At 64.8% G+C, this 19,585-nt stretch carries 16 protein-coding genes; 4 read left to right on the top strand and 12 right to left on the bottom strand.

The features are described from left to right. Positions 1–22: 22 nt before the first annotated feature. A complete protein-coding gene (urtA, locus tag AC07P1_RS29805; protein WP_494699235.1) occupies positions 23–1,279 on the bottom strand; it encodes an urea ABC transporter substrate-binding protein in 1,257 nt (418 codons plus the stop codon). A gap of 24 nt (positions 1,280–1,303) precedes the next feature. After that, positions 1,304–2,428 (bottom strand): porin, encoded by a 1,125-nt coding sequence (locus AC07P1_RS29800; protein WP_494699234.1) that lies wholly within the window; start codon positions 2,426–2,428, stop codon positions 1,304–1,306. Positions 2,429–2,750: 322 nt separating this feature from the next. Here AC07P1_RS29800 and AC07P1_RS29795 point away from each other — a divergent pair, with 322 nt between their 5' ends. Further along, positions 2,751–2,978, top strand: a complete 228-nt coding sequence (locus AC07P1_RS29795) for a hypothetical protein (RefSeq protein WP_494699233.1) — start codon at positions 2,751–2,753, stop codon at positions 2,976–2,978. A 75-nt stretch (positions 2,979–3,053) separates the two neighbouring features. Beyond that, positions 3,054–4,163, top strand: coding sequence for a DNA topoisomerase IB (locus tag AC07P1_RS29790; protein ID WP_494699232.1), 1,110 nt, complete (start codon positions 3,054–3,056; stop codon positions 4,161–4,163). Here the strand turns inward: AC07P1_RS29790 and AC07P1_RS29785 are convergent. Continuing rightward, positions 4,149–4,964 (bottom strand): hypothetical protein, encoded by an 816-nt coding sequence (locus AC07P1_RS29785; RefSeq protein ID WP_494699231.1) that lies wholly within the window; start codon positions 4,962–4,964, stop codon positions 4,149–4,151. The two genes, AC07P1_RS29790 and AC07P1_RS29785, sit on opposite strands and share 15 nt — an antisense overlap. A 205-nt stretch (positions 4,965–5,169) precedes the next feature. Here AC07P1_RS29785 and AC07P1_RS29780 point away from each other — a divergent pair, with 205 nt between their 5' ends. Beyond that, positions 5,170–5,595 carry a hypothetical protein gene (locus AC07P1_RS29780; protein WP_494699230.1) on the top strand — a complete coding sequence of 142 codons (426 nt, stop codon included), beginning with the start codon at positions 5,170–5,172 and terminating at the stop codon, positions 5,593–5,595. A gap of 72 nt (positions 5,596–5,667) precedes the next feature. On the opposite strand, the gene AC07P1_RS29775 is transcribed toward AC07P1_RS29780, so the two are convergent. The 8 genes from AC07P1_RS29775 to AC07P1_RS29740 all read right to left on the bottom strand — a co-directional run bounded on the left by AC07P1_RS29775 (position 5,668) and on the right by AC07P1_RS29740 (position 16,012). Next, positions 5,668–6,009, bottom strand: coding sequence for a hypothetical protein (locus AC07P1_RS29775; protein WP_494699229.1), 342 nt, complete (start codon positions 6,007–6,009; stop codon positions 5,668–5,670). A gap of 43 nt (positions 6,010–6,052) precedes the next feature. After that, entirely contained in the window at positions 6,053–6,556 is a 504-nt protein-coding gene (locus AC07P1_RS29770; protein WP_494699228.1) for a GNAT family N-acetyltransferase, read from the bottom strand. Positions 6,557–6,581: 25 nt separating this feature from the next. Beyond that, complete coding sequence (locus tag AC07P1_RS29765; RefSeq protein WP_494699227.1) at positions 6,582–7,640, bottom strand: AI-2E family transporter; 1,059 nt, start codon at positions 7,638–7,640, stop codon at positions 6,582–6,584. 31 nt (positions 7,641–7,671) lie between these two features. Then, positions 7,672–8,208, bottom strand: coding sequence for a peptide deformylase (def, locus tag AC07P1_RS29760; protein WP_494699226.1), 537 nt, complete (start codon positions 8,206–8,208; stop codon positions 7,672–7,674). Between the two features lie 17 nt (positions 8,209–8,225). Next, the gene (gene ligA, locus AC07P1_RS29755; RefSeq protein ID WP_494699225.1) at positions 8,226–10,559 is read right to left on the bottom strand and encodes an NAD-dependent DNA ligase LigA; all 2,334 of its coding nucleotides are present in this window, start codon (positions 10,557–10,559) and stop codon (positions 8,226–8,228) included. Between the two features lie 14 nt (positions 10,560–10,573). After that, positions 10,574–11,788 (bottom strand): cell division protein ZipA C-terminal FtsZ-binding domain-containing protein, encoded by a 1,215-nt coding sequence (locus tag AC07P1_RS29750; protein ID WP_494699224.1) that lies wholly within the window; start codon positions 11,786–11,788, stop codon positions 10,574–10,576. After that, positions 11,785–15,312, bottom strand: coding sequence for a chromosome segregation protein SMC (gene smc, locus AC07P1_RS29745; protein WP_494699223.1), 3,528 nt, complete (start codon positions 15,310–15,312; stop codon positions 11,785–11,787). Before smc ends, AC07P1_RS29750 begins: the two co-directional genes overlap by 4 nt. Positions 15,313–15,424: 112 nt before the next feature. Then, entirely contained in the window at positions 15,425–16,012 is a 588-nt protein-coding gene (locus AC07P1_RS29740; protein WP_494699222.1) for a phosphatase PAP2 family protein, read from the bottom strand. Between the two features lie 256 nt (positions 16,013–16,268). Between AC07P1_RS29740 and AC07P1_RS29735 the strand changes: the two genes are divergently transcribed. Continuing rightward, positions 16,269–16,907, top strand: coding sequence for a LysE family translocator (locus AC07P1_RS29735; protein WP_494699221.1), 639 nt, complete (start codon positions 16,269–16,271; stop codon positions 16,905–16,907). A gap of 21 nt (positions 16,908–16,928) precedes the next feature. On the opposite strand, the gene AC07P1_RS29730 is transcribed toward AC07P1_RS29735, so the two are convergent. Continuing rightward, positions 16,929–19,487, bottom strand: coding sequence for a DUF1631 family protein (locus AC07P1_RS29730; RefSeq protein ID WP_494699220.1), 2,559 nt, complete (start codon positions 19,485–19,487; stop codon positions 16,929–16,931). Positions 19,488–19,585 lie beyond the last annotated feature (98 nt).

Raw genomic sequence — 19,585 nt, 5'->3', positions numbered from 1 at the left:
GCGGCCCGCCTCCGCCTACCACTTACAGCTTTTGCTTGCCCTCGTTACCCTGGATGTACGGGCTCCAAGGCTGCGCGCGCACCGGACCAGGCGTTTTCCACACGACGTTGAACTGGCCGTCGGCACGGATCTCGCCGATGAATACCGGCTTGTGCAGGTGGTGGTTGGTCGCGTCCATCGTCAGGGTGAAGCCCGACGGCGCCTTGAAGGTCTGGCCGCCCATCGCCGCGATCACCTTGTCGGTGTCGGTCGACTTGGCCTTCTCCACCGCCTGCGCCCACATGTGGATGCCGACATAGGTCGCTTCCATCGGATCGTTGGTCACCACCGTTTTCGCGTTCGGCAGCTTCTTGGCGACGGCGTAGGCCTTCCACTTCTTGATGAAGTCCGTGTTGACCGGATTTTTCACCGATTCGAAGTAGTTCCATGCCGCCAGGTGGCCCAGCAACGGCTTGGTGTCGACGCCGCGCAGTTCCTCCTCGCCCACCGAGAACGCTACCACCGGCACATCGGTCGCCTTCAGGCCCGCGTTACCCAGCTCTTTGTAGAACGGCACGTTGGAGTCGCCGTTGATGGTCGAGATCACGGCCGTCTTGCCGCCCGCCGAGAACTTCTTGATGTTGGCGACGATGGTCTGGTAGTCGGAGTGGCCGAACGGGGTGTACACCTCGTCGATATCGCTATCCTTCACGCCTTTGCTTTTCAGGAAAGCGCGCAGGATCTTGTTGGTGGTGCGCGGGTAGACGTAGTCGGTCCCCAGCAGCACGAAGCGCTTGGCGCCGCCGCCGTCCTTGCTCATCAGGTATTCCACGGCGGGAATCGCCTGCTGGTTCGGCGCCGCGCCGGTGTAGAAGACGTTCTTTTCCAGTTCCTCGCCCTCGTACTGCACCGGGTAGAACAACAGGCTATTCAACTCTTTGAACACCGGCAGCACCGACTTGCGCGACACCGAGGTCCAGCAGCCGAAGACGGCGGCCACCTTGTTCTGGGCGATCAGGCCGCGCGCCTTTTCGGCGAACAGCGGCCAGTTGGAGGCCGGATCGACGACCACCGCCTCCAGCTTCTTGCCCATCACGCCGCCCTTGGCGTTGATCTCGTCGATGGTCATCAAGGCGACGTCCTTGAGCGACGTCTCGGAGATGGCCATGGTGCCGGACAGCGAGTGCAGGATGCCGACCTTGATGGTGTCGGCTGCATAAACATTGACGCCGGCGGCCAGCAGGGACGTGGCGGCGGCGATGCGGCTGATGGTGCCGATGAAATTGCGACGATTTTGCATGTGATAACTCCGTGGGTGGCGAGATTAGTATTGCAGCTGCAAAGTGACCGAGAACTTGTCCTGGCTGGCCACGCTGGTGACCTTGGTCTTCGAATACACGGCGCTGATTTGCGCGTTGTAGCCGTCGATGATGTAGTTCACGCCGGCGTCGATTTGCCTGGTGTCGACGTTGGTATCGGCGGCGAACTTCTGCCAGCGCGCGAACGGCTGGACCTTGCCCCAGCCGAGTTTCTGGTCGAAGATATAGGACACGCCCGCCGAGTAGGCGTTGCCCTGCTCCGCCAGGATGATGTTGTCGGTGTCGTAGTCGTAGTAGGCCGCTTCCACCGCCACCGCGCCGGAGCCCTTGATGCGCTTCTCCATCAGGAAGTCGACGTTGTAGGAGCTGTATTTGCCGCTCTTGGCGACGGTCAGGATGCCGTCCTTCTGGTAGCGTCCCGCCACGCCGATCGACAGGATGTCGGCATTGCCAAGGAAATTGCCGGTGCCGTAGTAGCCCGGTTCCGCGTCCCAGAAGTCGTACTGCAGGCGGCCCGCGTACATCAGCGAATCGTCGGCGTTGACGCCGGCCGCCTTGGCCTGCGACTGCGTCAGCGAACCGATGCCGAAGGTGTGGCCCTCGAAGGCGCCGAAGGAGTAACCGAGCTTGCCGTCGGCGACATTGCCCCAGACGACGACGCCGTCGTCGCGGCCGCGGAAGATGCCGCCGTTGTAGCCGTAGCGCGAGGCCACGCCGGCCCAGTAACCGCCGCCCATCGAGTAGTAAGGCCCGGCCATGTTGGCGCGGTCGCTGGGCGACAGCAGGCGGCCGGCCCAGATATTGAATTCGGGGGAGATGGCGAATTGGCCGGCGGCGTCGAGCACCCGGATTTTGTCGCCGTCCCACTCGGTGTTGAACATGCCCTTGATGTTCTTGTTCAGCGAGGCGCCGAAGTACAGGCGGCCGCTATCGAGGTTGAAATCCTGCGAGCGCCCGGTGCCGTTGGGCGCCGCGTCTTCCGCGCTGGTGAAGCTCTCGCGCAGGCCGAAGCCGACGCTGACCGACTTGTCGTCGCCCATGTTGATCGTCGCGCCGGCGCAGGCACTACCCGCCGCCACCACCGCCACCGCCGCCAGCAGCACTTGCCGGCTTCCCCGTTTCAAACGCATCGTGTTTCCCCTTGGTTGGACTATTGTTGAACTAATGTTGCAACTTTAGTCAGCAAGGAGGACTCGGGGAATACGTCGAATGACGTAGGGCGGATTAGCGCAGCGTAATCGGCCATGCATGCGCCGTCGGCGGCTATTCGATGGCCGATTACGGCGTTCCGCCTCTCAAGTCCTCCGGCAGGAGGACGCTCTTTCGATAGGCCCCCGGGGCGGATTGGCGGGCCTCGCCCGCTAATCCGCCCTACGTAATCCCGAGATCCAGACCTCAACGGCGCGCGATTTGGTGCACAATTACGCTTTCAGATTTTAAGAGAGCCCCACCATGACCATCTTTGCCGCCCCCGTCTTCGACGCCACCGTGATCTACGACGGCAACGAACTGTTCAAAGGCCAGGGCGCGGCGCGCGGCTGGGCCGAGAAGCTGGCCAAGGAACTCGAGTGCGAAATCGGCGTTGAAAAGATCGGCACCGGCTGGGTCTTGTGCGGCACCGTCGACGGCACGCCATGCAAATGGAGCATCGTCGGCCAGCGCCTCAAACGCATGGATTAAACCGTGCGTTATCGCACATCATTGCCTTGTTTCAAGAGGTAGGATTATTTCCTAACCTGATAGACGAGGACAGCAATGAAGCGCGATCACCCAGCGGCAAACACCCCGGCCGCGCCCCCCGCAGCGGCCGACGCGGCGGCGGAAGCCTCGGCGGCCGCCAAATCGGCCGGCCTGCGCTACGTGCACGACCACCAGCCCGGCATCGCGCGCCGCAAGCGCGGCAAAACCTTCCACTACGTCGACGCCGACGGCCACGCGGTCAAGGACGCCGACACGCTCGCGCGCATCAAGTCGCTGGTGATACCGCCCGCCTGGACCGACGTCTGGATCTGCAAGCAGCCGCTGGGCCACCTGCAGGCGACGGGACGCGACGCGCGCGGCCGCAAGCAGTACCGCTACCACCCGCGCTGGCGGTCGGTGCGCGACGAATCGAAATACGAGCGCATGCTCAAATTCGGCAAGGCGCTGCCGGCCATCCGCAAGGCCGTCGACGCCGCGCTCAAGCAACCGGGCCTGCCGCGCGAAAAAGTACTCGCCACCATCGTCTACCTGCTGGAGGCGACCATGATGCGGATCGGGAACGAGGAATACGCGCGCGAGAACAAATCGTTCGGCCTGACCACCCTGCGCGACCGCCACGTGCGGTTGGACGGCACCAAGGTCGAGTTCCGTTTCCGCGGCAAGAGCGGCGTCAATCACACCGTCCAGGTGCAGGACCGGCGGCTGGCCAACACCATCCGCCGCACGCTGGACCTGCCGGGCCAGGAGCTGTTCCAGTACATCGACGACGACGGCAATCCGCATACGGTGGGCTCTGCCGACGTCAACGAATATCTGCAATCGATCGCCGGCGAGGACTACACCGCCAAGGACTTCCGCACCTGGTCGGGCACCGTGCTGGCGGCGGTCGCGCTGCTGGAATATGAAAAGTACGACTCCGAGGCGCAGGCCAAGAAGAACATCGTGCAGGCCATCGAATCGGTGGCCAAAAAACTCGGCAACACGCCGACCATTTGCCGCAAGTGCTATGTGCATCCGGCGGTGATCGAATCCTACCTTGACGGCACGATGCTGACGGCGCTGCGCCAGCGCGCCAAGGAGGAGTTGAAGGAAGACCTGCACGAGCTGCGGCCGGAGGAAGCGGCCGTGCTGGCGTTGTTGCAGCAGCGGCTACAGGCCGGTTGACGATCGTCGCGGCGTCGCTTCGGACAGGCGCCAGCGGCGCGACAGATAGTCGAGCGTGATCACGCGGTCGGCCAACGGACGCAGACCGAGCACGCCAACCAGCGCGACCGGTGACTTGAAGCCCTGGTCGACGCAGTACGAGGCGGACGCTTGCGGCACCACAACGCCGCCGACCTCGAAGCCGCCGCTCAGCGCTGTCTCGTAGCACGGCACCTGCCGCCCCCAGCTTTGCACGGAGAATTTCTTGACCGTCGGTCCCTCCTCCAGCGGCATGCCGCCGGATAGCTCGTTCCATTCCTGACGGCTGGTGGCGGCCAGGCCGAAGCGCGCCGATCCGGTGTCCAGCAGTGCATAGCCCGCCTTGCCACCCGGCCGCTTGATTTCGACCAGCGTGTGGCCGCCGCCCCGGCCCTCCGTCCGCGCGTAAAACAGCGGTTGCGCAGCGGCTTCGTTGGCCAATCGCGGCGCCGGCGCGAAAGCAAACCGCGCCCGCCCCAGGTCCAGCGTCAGCGTGCCATGCTCGAAAAATCCGTTGCCCACGGTGGCGATCGGTCCGGCCGCGCACACCTCGGGGGCCAGCAGCTCCAGATTGGCCGGATCGGCGGGAATATTCTTGCGGATGCCGGCAAGCTCGATCAGCGCGGTCTGTTGCACGGACGGTTGCGGCGCGGCCGCCTGCCTAGCCCAGATCAGCTCGCCATTGGCGCCCGTATCGAGCTGCACCTGGCAATCGATCCCATTGACCTTCACCGGCAGCAACATCGCCGCCCGCTCGACGGGACCGCCGCCGATGCTGGCCATATACCAACGGAACGGATGCCAATCGGTCGCTTGAGCCCCGCACGGCAGGGAACATGCGAGTAGTGCCGCAGATATCAAGCGCATAGAAAAATTGGTTATTAGCGGGAGGAAAATCTTAGCATAGCGGCTACATAGGGGGTTGTGCAATGTTCGCGTAGTACCCGCCTTCGGAGTAGAATCTAAGTCCCTTTATCGCGAGCCGCCCATGCCCCCTGCCCTGCCATTTCCCATCCGCAAAGAGTGCCCGCCCGGCGCCTGCGAATGCCGGCACGGCGAGCTGCTGGACGCGTGGGAGCGCGACGACCAGACCGACATCCGCGTGCTGCGGTTGACGCGCGAAGAGGAAAAAGCGCTGATCGCCCGCATCGAGGCGATCGACAGCTATGAGGCGCTGGGCCGCATCGAGCAGCGCATGGAGGAACTGCTGGGCATCCGCCTGACGATCACACCCAGCGCCAACGGTGTGCGCACCGTCATGGGTTTGCAGATCAAACTGGCGGATCAGCCCGGCTTATGCCGGCGCACCCGCGAAAACATTCCCGCCGCGATACGCCGTTGCTTCGGCCAGCATCCCGAGATCATCTACGCGCTGCTGAACGCCCGCGACCTGCTGGGCGCCGAGCAGGACTGACGGCATCCCCGCCGCGGATGCCGCACTGCCGGCGCATCCGTCGGTGCCGGAAGCCGAACGCTTAACGGCAGTCTATGGTGATGTCGTGCTGCCCTGCCTTGGTACCTTGTCTGCATACGGCGTATTCGCGACAGCTCGCCGGTTGAAATCGGGCGCGCCGTCGGTCCACCACACCGGGCCGCGCTCGCCCAAGGCGCGCTTGGCCTCATCGACGGCGGCGCGGGCGCGGCGCTCCGCCTCGGCGTCGCCAGCCTTCACGGCCGCGCCCACCTGCCTGCGCGCCTGCATCAGGAGATCGACCAGCCGCTGGCGCTCCCCGGGCGCGAGGTTGGGATTACTCATGCGCCAAAGCCGGCCGTTGACGATGAAGTAGCGGCCGTCGGGCGTGCTGGGATACTTGTTCGGAGGAGGCATGGGATGACTATACCCTGCACGGATTCAGGCTTTTGTACGGGCGCTAACCCAGATCGATGGACAAAATTCCCGAGGGCCCGGGCGTGTAGCCGAGCTTATTGAAGAGCCGCCGCGCCTGGTCGTTCTCTCCAGCCACATCCGCCGTCAAGCGCTGCAACGAAAGGACGTCTTTAGCGAAACCGGACAAAAGGCCAATCGCTTCCACCATATAGCCCCGGCCCCATGCGGCGGGCTTTAGCAGGCACCCCACCTCCGCCGTCCGCAGTGTCCGGTCGAAGCTATGGAGGCCGCATGTTCCGATCAGTTGGCCGTCGCCGCCGACGACCGCCCATTCCAGCGACTCCCCGGTGGCGAGCAACCGGCGCACGCTCGCCAACATGAGCCCGACCGTCTCCAAGTCCGAAAAGGGTTCCTCATCCGTATATCGCATGACGAGCGGATCGCCATACAGATCGAGCAGCGCCTGGCCATCGGCATCCTCCATGGCGCGCAGGACCAGCCTTTCGCTCCGCAACACGGGTAGCAACCCCGGGGTCAGGTCCGACATTCGGACACGCTCTCTTGCGTAGGCCTCAATCGGTATGAAACTCGGTGGCGGTGGCGAACAGATCCCACGCCGCGATGAACAGCGCGGCGATCACCGGCCCGATGACGAAGCCGTTCAGCCCGAACAAGGCCATGCCGCCTACCGTCGACAGCAGCACCACGTAATCGGGCATCTTGGTGTCCTGGCCGACCAGCACCGGACGCAGGAAGTTGTCGACCAGGCCGATGACGAACACGCCGAACGCGGCCAGGGTCACGCCCTGCCACACCTCGCCCGTCGCCAGGAAATAGATCGCGACCGGCGCCCATACGATGGCCGCGCCGATGGCCGGCAGCAGCGACAGGAAGGCCATCAGCACGCCCCACAGCACCGGCGCCCGCACGTCCAGGAACCAGAAGATCAGCCCGCCGAGCGCGCCTTGGGCGATGGCGACCAGGATGTTGCCCTTGACGGTGGCGCGGATCACGGTCGTGAAATTCAGGAACAGGCGCTGCTTGTACTTGGGGCTCAGCGGCACGGCTTCCTTGATGCGCTTGGACAACTTGTCGCCGTCGCGCAGCAGGAAGAACAGCAGGTACAGCAAAATACACAGGCTGGTCAGGAAATCGAAGGTGTACAGCCCGGCGTTGATGGCGCGCTTGGCCACCTCCTGGCTCACTTGCGACGCCACTTCGGTGAGCCGGTCCTGCAAATAGGCCAGGCTGGTCAAATGGAAGCGGTCGAGAAGCGAGATCAGCCAGTTCGGCAGCGCGGCCATGATCTTGTTGAAGAACATGGCCACGGTGATTTCACCGGAGCGCACCATCTCGACCACCGAGGCGGCCTGGTTGACGATCGAGATCGACACCAGGGTCAGCGGCAGGATGACGATCACGATGATCAACAGCAAGGTCAATAGCGAGGCCAGGTTGGCCTTGTTCCGGGTTCTTTGCAACAGCCAGCGGTAGATCGGCGCGAACAGGATCGCCAGCACCACGCCCCAGAAAATGGCCCCGCCATAAGGCGCCAGTATCCACACGAAGGCGATGGTGACCAGGCCCAGCAGGGAGAGGAATACTTTTTGTTGGAACGAGAATTGTGGCATAGTTTATAGTTATTTGAACAACATTCCGGTCTCAGTCGTCGTCGTTGGGATCGAGGTCGGGGAACATCACCTCGGTGAAACCGAACTTGGAGAAGTCGGTGATGCGCATCGGGTACAGCACGCCGAGCAGGTGATCGACTTCATGCTGCACCACGCGCGCGTGGAAGCCGTCCACATCGCGGGAGATCGGCTGATTGAACTGGTCGACGCCTTCGTAGCGCAATTTAGTCCAGCGCGGCACGCTGCCGCGCAGCCCCGGCACGGAGAGGCAGCCTTCGAAGCCCTCCTCTTTTTCGTCCGACAACGGCGTCAGGACGGGATTGATCAACACCGTTTCCGGCACCTGCGGCGCGTCCGGATAACGTGGATTTTGCTTGAAGCCGTAGATCACCAACTGCAGGTTGACGCCGATCTGCGGCGCCGCCAGGCCGGCGCCATTGGCCGCGTGCATGGTGTCGAACATGTCGGCGATCAGCTGGTCCATCTCCGGCGTGCCGAATTCGGTCACCGGTTCGGCCACACGCAGCAGGCGCGGATCGCCCATCTTCAGGATTTCACGTACGGTCATGTCGCCACCTTTTCCAGTTATTTCGCCAGCAGCGCCTGAAGGCCCGCCTCGTCGAGAATCGTCACTTCCAGTTCCTGCGCCTTGGCCAGCTTGCTGCCGGCGTCTGCGCCCGCCACCAGATAGTGCGTTTTCTTCGACACCGAACCGGAGACCTTTCCGCCCTGCGCTTCGATCATCGCGGCCGCCTCGTCGCGGCTCAGGGTAGGCAAGGTCCCGGTCAGCACGAAGGTCTTGCCGGTCAGCGGGCCCTCGGCCGCTTCCTCCGGCAGTTGCGCCAGCAAATCCTCGCGCAGCTGGTGCAGCGACGCCACCAGTTCGCGGTTGCCCGGTTCGGCCATCCACTCCGTCAGCGCGTCACCGACGGCGGCCGGCAGGCCGAAGACGGTGAAGATCGGCAGGTTGGACATCGCCTTCAAGTTCATGCCCTGATCGACCAGCTGCTTGCTGCGCGGTTCGGTCAGTTTCGGGATCGCCAGCGCGGCCATCAGCTTGACGGTGTCGAGCTTCTCGCGCAGCTTGGCGCTGGGCGGATGCTCGCCTTTCGGCGTCACGCCGGCGGCCAGCAAGGCATCGATGGCCTCCTGGTTTTTCGGCTCGGCGAAGAATTCGGCAATCGACAGCGCCACCGTGCCGCCGATATCGGGCAGCACACGCAGCAGCGCGGCCGGCACGCGGCGTATCAGGTCGAAGCGTCCCAGCCACTCGGCCAGCGTTTTGGCGGTCGACTCGCCGACGTGGCGGATGCCGAGCGCGAACAGCAGCCGTTCCAGCGGCGGGTTCTTGCTGGCGGCGATCGCCTCCAGCAGATTGTCGGCCCACTTGGTGGCGATCTTGCCCTTGGCGACGGTCTCCGGCGTCGTGCCGTCACGTTCGTCGGCCAGGCGCTTCATCTCCAGCAGGTCGTCCAGCTTGAGCGAGTAGAGGTCGGCCACGCGCTGCACCTTGCCCCATTCGACCAGGCTGTCGATATAGCGGTCGCCCAGGCCTTCGATGTCCATCATCTTGCGGCCGGCGAAGTGGCGGATCGCCTCCTTGCGCTGCGCGGAGCAGAACAAACCGCCGGAGCAGCGGGCGATCGCCTCGCCCTCTTCGCGCACCACGTGCGAGCCACACACGGGGCAGGTTTTCGGCAGCTCGTACATCGCCGGTTCCGGCGTCGGACGGCGCTCCAGCACCACGGCCAGCACCTCAGGGATCACGTCGCCGGCACGGCGCACGATCACCGTGTCGCCGACGCGCACGTCCTTGCGGCGCACTTCATCTTCGTTATGCAAGGTGGCGTTGGTGACGTTGACGCCACCGACGAACACGGACGCCAGCCGCGCCACCGGCGTGATGGCGCCGGTGCGCCCGACCTGCACCTCGATCGCCTGCACGGTGGTCAGCGCCTCCTCGGCGGGGAACTTGTGCGCCAGCGCGAAACGCGGCGCCCGCGAGACGAAGCCCAGGGTGCGCTGGTCCTGCGCCAGGTTGGTTTTATAGACCACGCCATCGATCTCGTACGGCATGCTCGGACGCGCTTCGCCGATCTTTTTGTAGTACGCCATTAAACCTTCATAGCCACGCACCACCGCTCCCTCCTTCGCCACCGGCAGGCCGAGCGTGCGGTACCAGTCCAGCAGCGCGGAATGGGAAGGCGGCATGTCGGCGCCCTCCAACAGGCCGATGCCGTAGCAGAAGAAACTGAGTTTGCGCGCGGAGGTGATCCGCGAATCAAGCTGGCGCAGACTGCCCGCCGCCGCGTTGCGCGGGTTGACGAACTCCTTCTGCCCCGCTTCGCGCTGGCGCGCGTTCATGGCGTCGAAATCGGCTTTGAACATCAGCACCTCGCCGCGCACGTCGAGGACGGCGGGCGGATTGGACGTTTTGAGACGCAGCGGAATGGTGCGGATGGTGCGGATATTGGCCGTCACGTCCTCGCCGGTGTAGCCGTCGCCGCGTGTGGCAGCTTGCACCAGCACGCCGTTTTCGTAGCGCAGGTTGATGGCCAGGCCGTCGTATTTGACTTCTGCCGCGTATTCCACGGCGCCGGCCGCGTCCAGGCCCTCGCGCACGCGGCGGTCGAAGTTTTCGACATCCTCGTTGGCAAAGCCGTTATTCAGCGACAGCATCGGCACCGAATGGGTGACCTGGTCGAACTGCGGCAGCGGCGCCGCGCCCACGCGCTTGGTCGGCGAGTCGGCCAGCGCCAGCTCCGGATGTTCCAGCTCCAGCGCCTGCAGCTCCATGAACAACTTGTCGTACTCCGCGTCCGGGATGGTGGGCGCGTCCTCCACATGATAGGCGTGCAGGTGCCGGTTCAGCTCAGCGCTCAGCGATTCGATACGCGCCTTGTAATCCACTTCAGTCATTGCTACTTCCAGAATCAGCTAAACAAACGCAGTGCGCGGGTGGAACCGGCCGGGATATCGGCCTCGTTCATCTCGGTGTAGAAGTCCTGTACCTGCGTGGCGATCTCGCCCAGCGCGGCGTCGGTCAGCGGCTGGTTGTAGTCGTCGACGATGGTCCCGTCCAGGCGTCCCACCAGCGACTTGGCGCAGGCCACCATGGCACCGAAGCCGTCGCGCGCCGGCGCCACGCATGGCACGTCCAGCAGCAAGGTCAGACGCGAGGTGGTCTCCTCGGCCAGCGTGACGTTGGTCGACAGCGAGAACAGGAAGCCGCCGTCGCCGTCCGGCATGACGAAGCGGCCGTCCGGACGCACGTCGAAGCCCTGCTTCTCCAACGCCCCGATCAGGGTCGAAATCGCCCACGGCGCGCCGTTCGATTGCAGGTTGACGCCCAGCTGCGCGTCGTGGCCGGCGACGAAGCGGTGCAGATTGCGCGCCTCGGCCATCACTTCGATCATGTCCGGGATTTCCGGCTCGGCGCCGATTTCATCGGCCATGGCGCGCAGGCGCGTGACCAGTTCCGAGTATTCCAGTTCATTCAGCGCGGTGCTGCGGCTGGCCAGTTGCACGCCGCCCTGCAGCTTGGTGTAGACGCCGCCGTGGACGATCGGCTCCCAGTCGCCGCTGACGGCCAGGCCGATGTAGTGCACCGGCTTGTTGCCGACCATGCGCAGGGTTTGCAGCACCGGCAGCAGCTTGTCGCCGCGCGCCGCGCCTTCCAGCGCCAGCGGCAGCAGGCAGTCGATCAACGGGTCGACCAGGGCCGTGGCCTGTTCGGCGGCCGCCGCCGACGCCGCGTTGGCACGCGCGATCAGCGCCGCTTCGGCGGCTTCCGTCGACGAGGACGGATCGATGGGGTCCGTGCTGAAGTCGCCGCTGACGGCGCCCAGCGAAGCGGCGACGGCCGCCTCGGAGCCTGCCGCAACGCCCGGCGCCGGTGTGTCGCCGTCGAGCGAGAAGCTAGGTTCCTGGCGCGGGCCGCCGACCGGGTCGACGCGCGGTTCCAGACGCGCCGTAGCCGGCGCGGCAGCCGCAGCATCGCCGGTGCGCATCAGCACATCGTCGTGATCGGTCGCGAAGGCGCGTTCGACGCTTTTCTTGGCCTTGTATTCCTGGATTTTGTTGTAGGTGAAGACACCGGCGACGAATACGCCGGCGATCCCGATCAAACTCATTTGAAGGTCTGTCATGCTGCTTGTGCCTCTGAAGCGAAATTGGCGGCGGATTGCATATCCACCGCCACGATGCGCGATACGCCCTGCTCCTGCATCGTCACACCGATTAGTTGATTGGCCATCTCCATCGCAATCTTATTGTGCGAGATGAAGAGGAATTGGGTATGGTCGGACATCCGTTTGACCATCCGGCAGAATCGTTCGGTATTGGCGTCGTCCAGCGGTGCGTCGACCTCGTCGAGCAGGCAGAACGGCGCCGGGTTAAGTCGGAACATCGAGAACACCAGCGCCGTCGCCGTCAGCGCTTTTTCGCCGCCGGACAGCAGGTGGATGGTGGCGTTCTTCTTGCCGGGCGGCTGCGCCATGACCTGCACGCCGGAGTCGAGGATTTCATCGCCGGTCATGATCAACTTGGCCTGGCCGCCGCCGAATAAAATCGGGAACAGCTCGGAGAAGTGGCCGTTGACGCGGTCGAAGGTGTCCTGCAGCAGATCGCGCGTTTCCTTGTCGATCCGGGCGATGGCGTCCTCCAGCGTGTTGATCGCCTCGTTCAAGTCGGCGTTCTGCGAATCGAGGAAGTTCTTGCGCTCGGACGCCGTCGCCAGTTCGTCCAGCGCCGCCAGGTTGACCGCGCCCAGCATCGAGATGGCGTTGGTCAGGCGCGTGACCTCGCCCTGCAGATACGACGCCTTCATATCCGGATGCAGCTTCTCGGCCAGCGCCGCCTCGTCGGCCTGCACCTCCGCCAGCTGCGCGGCGAACTGCTCCTGGTTCAGGCGCGCGGCCTGCTCCTTGAGCTGCATTTCCATGATCTTGTCGCGTTGCGGTTGCAGCGCGCGTTCGGTCGACATGCGCCCTTCCTCGAACTGGCGAAGTTGCTGCGTGATCTGGTCCAGTTCATGGCGCGCGTCGGACAGCGCCTTCTCCTGGCCCGTGCGGCGGTCCAGCAGATCCTGCAGGCCGTCGTTGGCGGAGCCGGATTCCATCGTCGCCAGTTCGAGCTGGCCCGCCTCCAGGCTGTGCGTGACTTGCGCCACCTGCGCGGTCGCGGTGGCGATCGAGCGGCGCAATTCCTCGATCTTGTTGCGCTGGGATTTTTCGGCGAACTGCGCCTCCTGCGCGGCGCGCTCCAGATCGCGCAGGGCTTCGCGGGCGTCGGCCAGGCGCTGCTCTTTTTCCAGGAAGACGGTCTGGCCGTCCTCATGGTCGCCCTGCAGGTTGCCGAGCTCCATATCGAGCTGCTCGAACTTTTCCTCGGACTCCATCTTGATCTGGGTCTGCTCTTCTTCCTGCGCGGCGATTTCGGCCAGGTCGGTTTCGATCTGGTTGCTGCGCTGGTTGAAGCGCGCCTCGATCTCCGACAATTTGACGACGTCGAGCTGCAAGGTGTGCACCGACTGCTGCAGGCTTTGCAGCTTGGCGCGGTACTCGGTCAGGCGGCGCGTGTGTTCCGACAGGGCCGCCTCGGCGCGCACGGAGCGGGCGCGCGCCTCGTCGGCCAGCATCTGCTGCGCGCGCAACTGCTTGGTGATGTTCTCGATTTCCTGCTGCCGTCCCAGCATGCCGTCCTGCTCCGAGTCGGCCGCGTAGAACCGCACGCTGTTCTGCGTGACGACGTGGCCCTGGCGGGTGACGAAGTAGCCGCCGGCCGGCAGCTTGGCGCGCTCGGCGAAGGCCTCGGCCGCGTCCTCGGCGTGGTAGGCGTGGTGCAGCCAGTCCTGCAGCAAACCGCGCAGCGACGGGTCGTTGAGCTTGAGCAGATTCAGGAACGGCTTCAGGCCCGGCGCCTCCACCGGCGCCGGCGGCACCGCCGTCGATGGCGCGAACAGCGCCAGCTTGGCCGGCGGCGCGTCGCCGAAGAAGGCCTTGGCCCATTCGATGTTCGACATCTGCAGCGCCGAGGTGCGCTCGCGCAGCACCGATTCCAGCGCCGTCTCCCAGCCCGATTCAATATGCAGTTTTTGCCACAGGCGCGGCAGGGAATCGAGCTCGTGCTTTTGCAGCCACGGAGTCACCTTGCCCTGGGTTTGCACGCGCTCCTGCATCTGGCGCAGCGCGTTCAGGCGCGCTTCCAATTGGGCGTTGGCGGCGGTTTCGCTATTGACCTGCTGCTGCGCTTCCTGGCGTTCCTCTTCAAGGCGCGGCTGCTGCTCCAGCGCCTCTTCGAGCAGGAAGCTCTGTTCCTCCAGCGCCTGCTGCTTTTCCTCCAGCTGCATGCGCATATTGGTCAGGTGCGCGCTGTCCGGCAAACTCAGGCCGCTTTTTTCCTGCTGCAGGCGCTCGCGCCGGACGGCCAGGCCGTTGAGGATGTTGTTGGCGTTGCGCTGGTGCGCCGACTCCAGCTCCAGCTGCTGCTGCGCCTGCATGATGCGGGCGCGCGATTCCGTGCTCTTGGTCTGCGCCTCGCGCCAGGCCTGCTCCAGCATCGGCAACGCCTCGCCTTTTTGCTCGGCCATCATCTGCGACTGCTCGACCTTGGCCGACAGCTCTTCCAGCGTGAATTCGGCCTCCTCGATCTGGCCGCCGTATTCGGTGGCCTGGTTCTGCCACTGGTCGCGCTGCGCGGTCAGCGCCGCCAGCTGCGATTGCAGGCGGCCGCGCGACTCGATGACGAACTTGATCTGCGCTTCCAGGCTGCCGATTTCGGCGTTGGTCTGATACAGGCTGCCCTGCGCCGTGTGCAGGCGGTCGCCGGCGGCGAAGTGCGCCTGGCGCATGTGCTCCAGGGTCGCCTCGACGTTGCGCAGCTTCGCGGTCTGCTCTTCCAGATCGTTCTGCGCCAGCTCCACCTCGCGGAAGTACTTTTTCTGCTCGTTTTCCGCTTCGATCTTGCGCAGCAGCCAAAGCAGCTTTTGCTTCTCTTCCTGGTCCGACTGCAGCTGGTGGAACTTGGTCGCGACGGCGGCCTGGCCTTCCAGCTTTTCCAGGTTCGAATTCAGTTCGCGCAGGATGTCGTCGACGCGCAGCAGGTTTTCACGGGTGTCGTGCAGACGGTTTTCGGTTTCCCGGCGGCGTTCCTTGTACTTGGAGACGCCGGCCGCCTCCTCGAGGAACACCCGCAGTTCCTCGGGACGCGATTCGATGATACGGCTGATCATGCCCTGGCCGATGATGGCGTAGGCGCGCGGACCGAGGCCGGTGCCGAGGAAGATATCCTGGATGTCGCGCCGGCGCACCGGCTGGCCGTTGATGTAATAGGTCGAGGTGCCGTCGCGGGTCAAGGTGCGCTTGACGGCGATCTCCGCGTACTGGCCCCACTGGCCGGCGGCCTTGCCGTCGTTGTTGTCGAAGACCAGTTCGACGGAGGCGCGCCCGGCCGGCTTGCGGTGGGTCGAGCCGTTGAAAATAACGTCCTGCATCGATTCGCCGCGCAGCTCCGAAGCCTTCGATTCCCCCAGCACCCAACGCACGGCATCGATGATATTCGACTTGCCGCAACCATTCGGTCCCACCACGCCAACCAGCTGGCCCGGCACCTGGAAATTGGTGGGATCAACGAAAGACTTGAATCCCGACAATTTAATGGAAGATAGACGCACGTGATTATCTGGGCTATGGGCTGTAAAAGATCACAATAATACCATTTAGCGCATTAAATAAGGTCATAACACGGTCAAAACCCCGGCCGGAGCCGGGGTCCGCGTTACAACTCTACTCGTGCCCGCGATGCTTGGACTCCGCCCACATGGCGCGGGTGTAGGGCTGGTCGCGGCCGGAGAGGTACAGCGCGGCCTGGGTGATCCATTGCTCCGCCGGCACCGGCTCGACGCGCGGCGCGATCAGCACGATCGGCAAGCACAGCACGACCAGCATGCGGCTGAGCGCCCAATGATGCTCGGTGCTGGCGAAGCGGATGAAGGCGGCGGCGATCGTCAGCCCCAGGATGCAGCCGGTGACCGACTCGGAGACCGAGTGCGCCATCATGGGCACGCGCGAAATGGCGATCAGGATGGCGAAGACGACGCCGGCGGCGGTGGCCGCGTACCTGATGCCGCTGCTGGAACTTCTGAAAGCGAGGAAGGCGGCGACCGGATACACGGCGGCGGCACGCATCGCGTGGCCGCTAAAGCCCGCGAACTCGACTGACTCTACGCCGATGCCCCAGCCCACGAACGCCATTTTGGTCACGACGACCAAGGTCATGCCTATGCCGAACAACAGCGCCCACATCCATGAAAGTCTCCAGGACTTGCCCGCGAGCAGCCATACGCCGATCGCCACACCGATTGGTCCCGTCACCGCCAAACTACCCGCTACGCTTAAAGCATGCCACCACATCATCCAATCACCGCCTTTCAATTTTTTTGCACTGCACCATCATTAAAGCACACCCGGCCGTATTTGACCGAACAATTGCCGCGCACCAACTTCACTAAGGCGAAAGATAAGCATGCAAGGAAGGTGCCCGCCGCCAAAAAACAGTCCCGCCAGCAGCCTCGGGCGGCGCGTGGCATACTGTTGCTCATACTCACTGTTGTTTGATCGGATACGCTTTATGACACTCTCGACCTGGCTGCTGTTCCTCTCCGTTTCCCTGGCGGCGGCCTTCAGCCCCGGACCGGGCGTTCTGATGGCCATCTCGACGGCCGCCACGCAAGGCGCGCGGCGCGCATTGTATAGTTCCCTGGGCAATGCGCTGGGTGTGTTTATCGTCGCCACCACCGCCGTGGCCGGCCTCGGCCTGGTGCTCAAGACCTCGGCGTTGGCGTTCGGCGCGCTTAAGGTGGCCGGGGCCGCCTATCTGATCTATCTCGGCGTGAAAACCTGGCGCCAGGCTTCGAAAGCGCCGGCCCCGGCCGACGACTCAGCGCAGCCGGTCCAGGTCGCTCAGGCCAGCCGCTGGAGCACCTTCCGCTCCGGTCTGCTGGTGGCGGTCAGCAATCCCAAGGCGATCCTGTTCTTCACCGCCGTGTTCCCGCAATTTATGCCGCACGATCACATTGACCCGACGCGCTTCCTGCTGCTGACGTCGACCTTCACCGCCTGCACGCTGCTCTCGCACTTCTTCTATGTGGCGTGCGCGTCGTGGATGAAGCGCAAGGTGCGCCAGAGCGCGGCCCGCTCGCGCTTTACCAAGCGCACCACCGGCGCCTTGTTCATCGGCATGGGCGGCGCGCTGCTGACCGTGAAGTAATCCGACGCGGCCGGGCGCACCTCAACCGAAGGCTGACGCCTGCCGGGCCGGACTGGCGGACGTGTCGTTGACGGCGCCGCGCGCCAGCGCTTCGGACAGCGCGAGGGCGACCACGCCGTCGTTGCGCACCACCCGCGCGGTGTCTTCCCGGAATTGCCGCGCCAACTGCTCGCCCGACACCGAAAAAGCCTCCTGCCGCGCGGCGGTGGAGAAGATATACAAGGTGCGCAGCGGACTGATCCACGCCAGCTTGACCTTGCGCCGGCCGCCGTCCGGTTGCGCGAACTCGAGCCACATGCCGCGCCTTAGCCCCTCGACCTCGATGGCGGCCTCTTCCTCGGCCGCTTCGAGCTCCGGCTGGCTGGCGCGCGCGTCGGCCTCGGCCTTGTCGGCCGCGTCGGCTTTCGCCTGCAATTCCAGACGCCGCTCGGCGGCCTGCTTCGCTACCTGCACCGATATTTCCAACTGACGCTCCGGCGACAGGTCCAGCGGCGCGCGCACGATGGAGGCATGGCATTCGGCCAGCTCGGCGAAGAATTGCAGGCGGTCGGCGTCCTGCCACTTGATCACGTCGAGCCACTTGTTCAAGGTCGCCAGCATGCCTGGCAATTTCGAAATCAACAGCTTGCGGTCGTCGGCGTTCAGCTTGGGGCGCACGCTCCAGATCAGCTCGTCCATGGCCCTGGTGGCGTTGTTGACGGCGCCCGGCTTGCCGTCTTCGATGCTGTAGGCGACGGTCAGCACCGAGACCCAGCGCTGTTCGAGGAAGGCTTCCACCACCGCGATGACCTCGCCGGTGCCGATGCGCAAGGCCACGGCGTTCTTCGCCAGCTTGGCCGATTCCGCCATCTTTTCCTGCTTCAGCGCGGCGGCGATGGGTTCGGCGATGGCGGCCGCGGCGGCGCGCTCTTCGGCCTGGATCGACGCTTCCAGGTCGTTGACCGCCTGCGCGAACACCGACAGTTCCTGGTCGTAGTCGCGGCCGACGCGGTCGACGCTGCGCCGCATCGCCTTGAACAGCGGATCTTCCGGCCCCTTGCGTTGCTCCCAGCCCATGCGCGACAGCAAATCGATCATGCGGCGCGCCGGGTGTTCCTCCTGGAAGAAGAAGTTCTTGTCGACCAGCGCGGCCTTGAGCACGGGAATCTGCAGGAAACGGATCAGGTCACGTATTTCCTGCGAGATGTTCTGGTCGCTGAACACGGTGTCGAAGATCGCCGCCAGCAAATCGATGGTGCTTTCGTCGGCACGTGTCAGGCTGCCTTGCGGCACGCTTTGTTTGATGTTGGGCAGGTAGAACACGTTGGCCGGGACGGCCGCGCCGCCGGGCGCCGGGCCGCCCCCGGATTCGCCCTTGGATGCGCCGCCCCCCTCGTCGTTGCCGACCGCGCCGGCAGCCGTGGCCTGCAATCGCGCCAGATAGGCGAACAGGGGCTGCTTGGCGCCGATCTGCGACTGCCGCTGCGCCTGCTCGTTGCTGACGCTCCGCGAATGGAAACCTTGCGCCGGTCCTTGCACCCATGCGCCGCCGGGCGCGCCCCCTGGGGCGTATCCCGGCGCCGAACCCGCGGCGGCGCCGAAGCCGGCGGCGGCCAGGCCCACACCCGCCGCGCCCGCCGCACCGCCCATCGCCTGCGCCGGCGCGCCCTGCCCGGCCGCGTTCGGCACCCAGACGGCGCCCGAATTCAGCGCCGACATCGGCAAATCCGGAATGCTCAGATCGATACCGCCGGCGCCCTGCAGCAGGCCGCCGGCGATGTTGTCGACGATCTGGCCGGCGGCCGATCCGGCGACGTCGCTGGAGGCGAAAAACTGGCGCAGTTGCTGGGCCAGCGCCGCCTGGTTGCCGCGTGCGCGCTCGCCGGCCGCCGCCCTGGCGGCGTCGGCCTTGCGCCCCTTGTAGCCGTCCACCGAGCCCGGCAGCACGCCCTTGCTTTGCAACGCCAGGTTCAGCGCCTCGAGCATCGGCCCCAGTTCGATGAACATGCCTGGTTTGATGAGCGGTTGCAACAAGGGCGCCGATTCAGGCTCCGGATCGAATTCCAGCCAGGCCCGCTGCAAGGCCACCAGGAACACCTCCGGGCGGAACGGGTTCTGGCTCACGCGCAAGATATCGCGGTCCAACAGGAACGCCAGCCGCACGTTCAGCGTCTGCAAGGCGTCCGAATGCAGCGATTCGAACGGCTTGCTGACGCCGCCGAGCGCCACCCTGGTATCCATTTCCTCGAACGGCACCAGCGACATCGGCTGGTCGGCGCCGCCCCGCTGATCTTTGACGACCGGCGCCAACTCGGCGATTTCGTGCCGCAGCGCTTTTTCCAGGGCCTCCGTCGCCAGGTGCAGGAACGCGAAGTGGCGGTTGCGCAGCATATTGCCGGCACGCAGCCGTTGCTGGATGGCGCGCGTATCGCCGTCGGTGGCGTCGATCAGCGCGCCGGCCAGTTTGGTGGCCAGTTCCAGATATTGGTCGCCGGCATGCTTGACGGCGATACCGATCAAGTCCTCCAGCAAGCCATGCCGCGGCGAGACCGTCTTTTTCGGCGCAACGCTGGTGATCGGAGTGGTTGAAGTGTTAGCCATCGTGTCGGCCTGCTGGTGATCGATCCGTAGACCCCATTCTTACACAGTATTTCCATATGGCAATACCAACAATGAAAGAATTCGGGATTTTTTTGCCC

The organism is Duganella sp. GW821-FHT07F09, assembly GCF_059418705.1.
The sequence above is the reverse complement of the archived record's forward strand: the minus strand, read 5'-3'. Positions and strand labels throughout refer to the sequence as shown.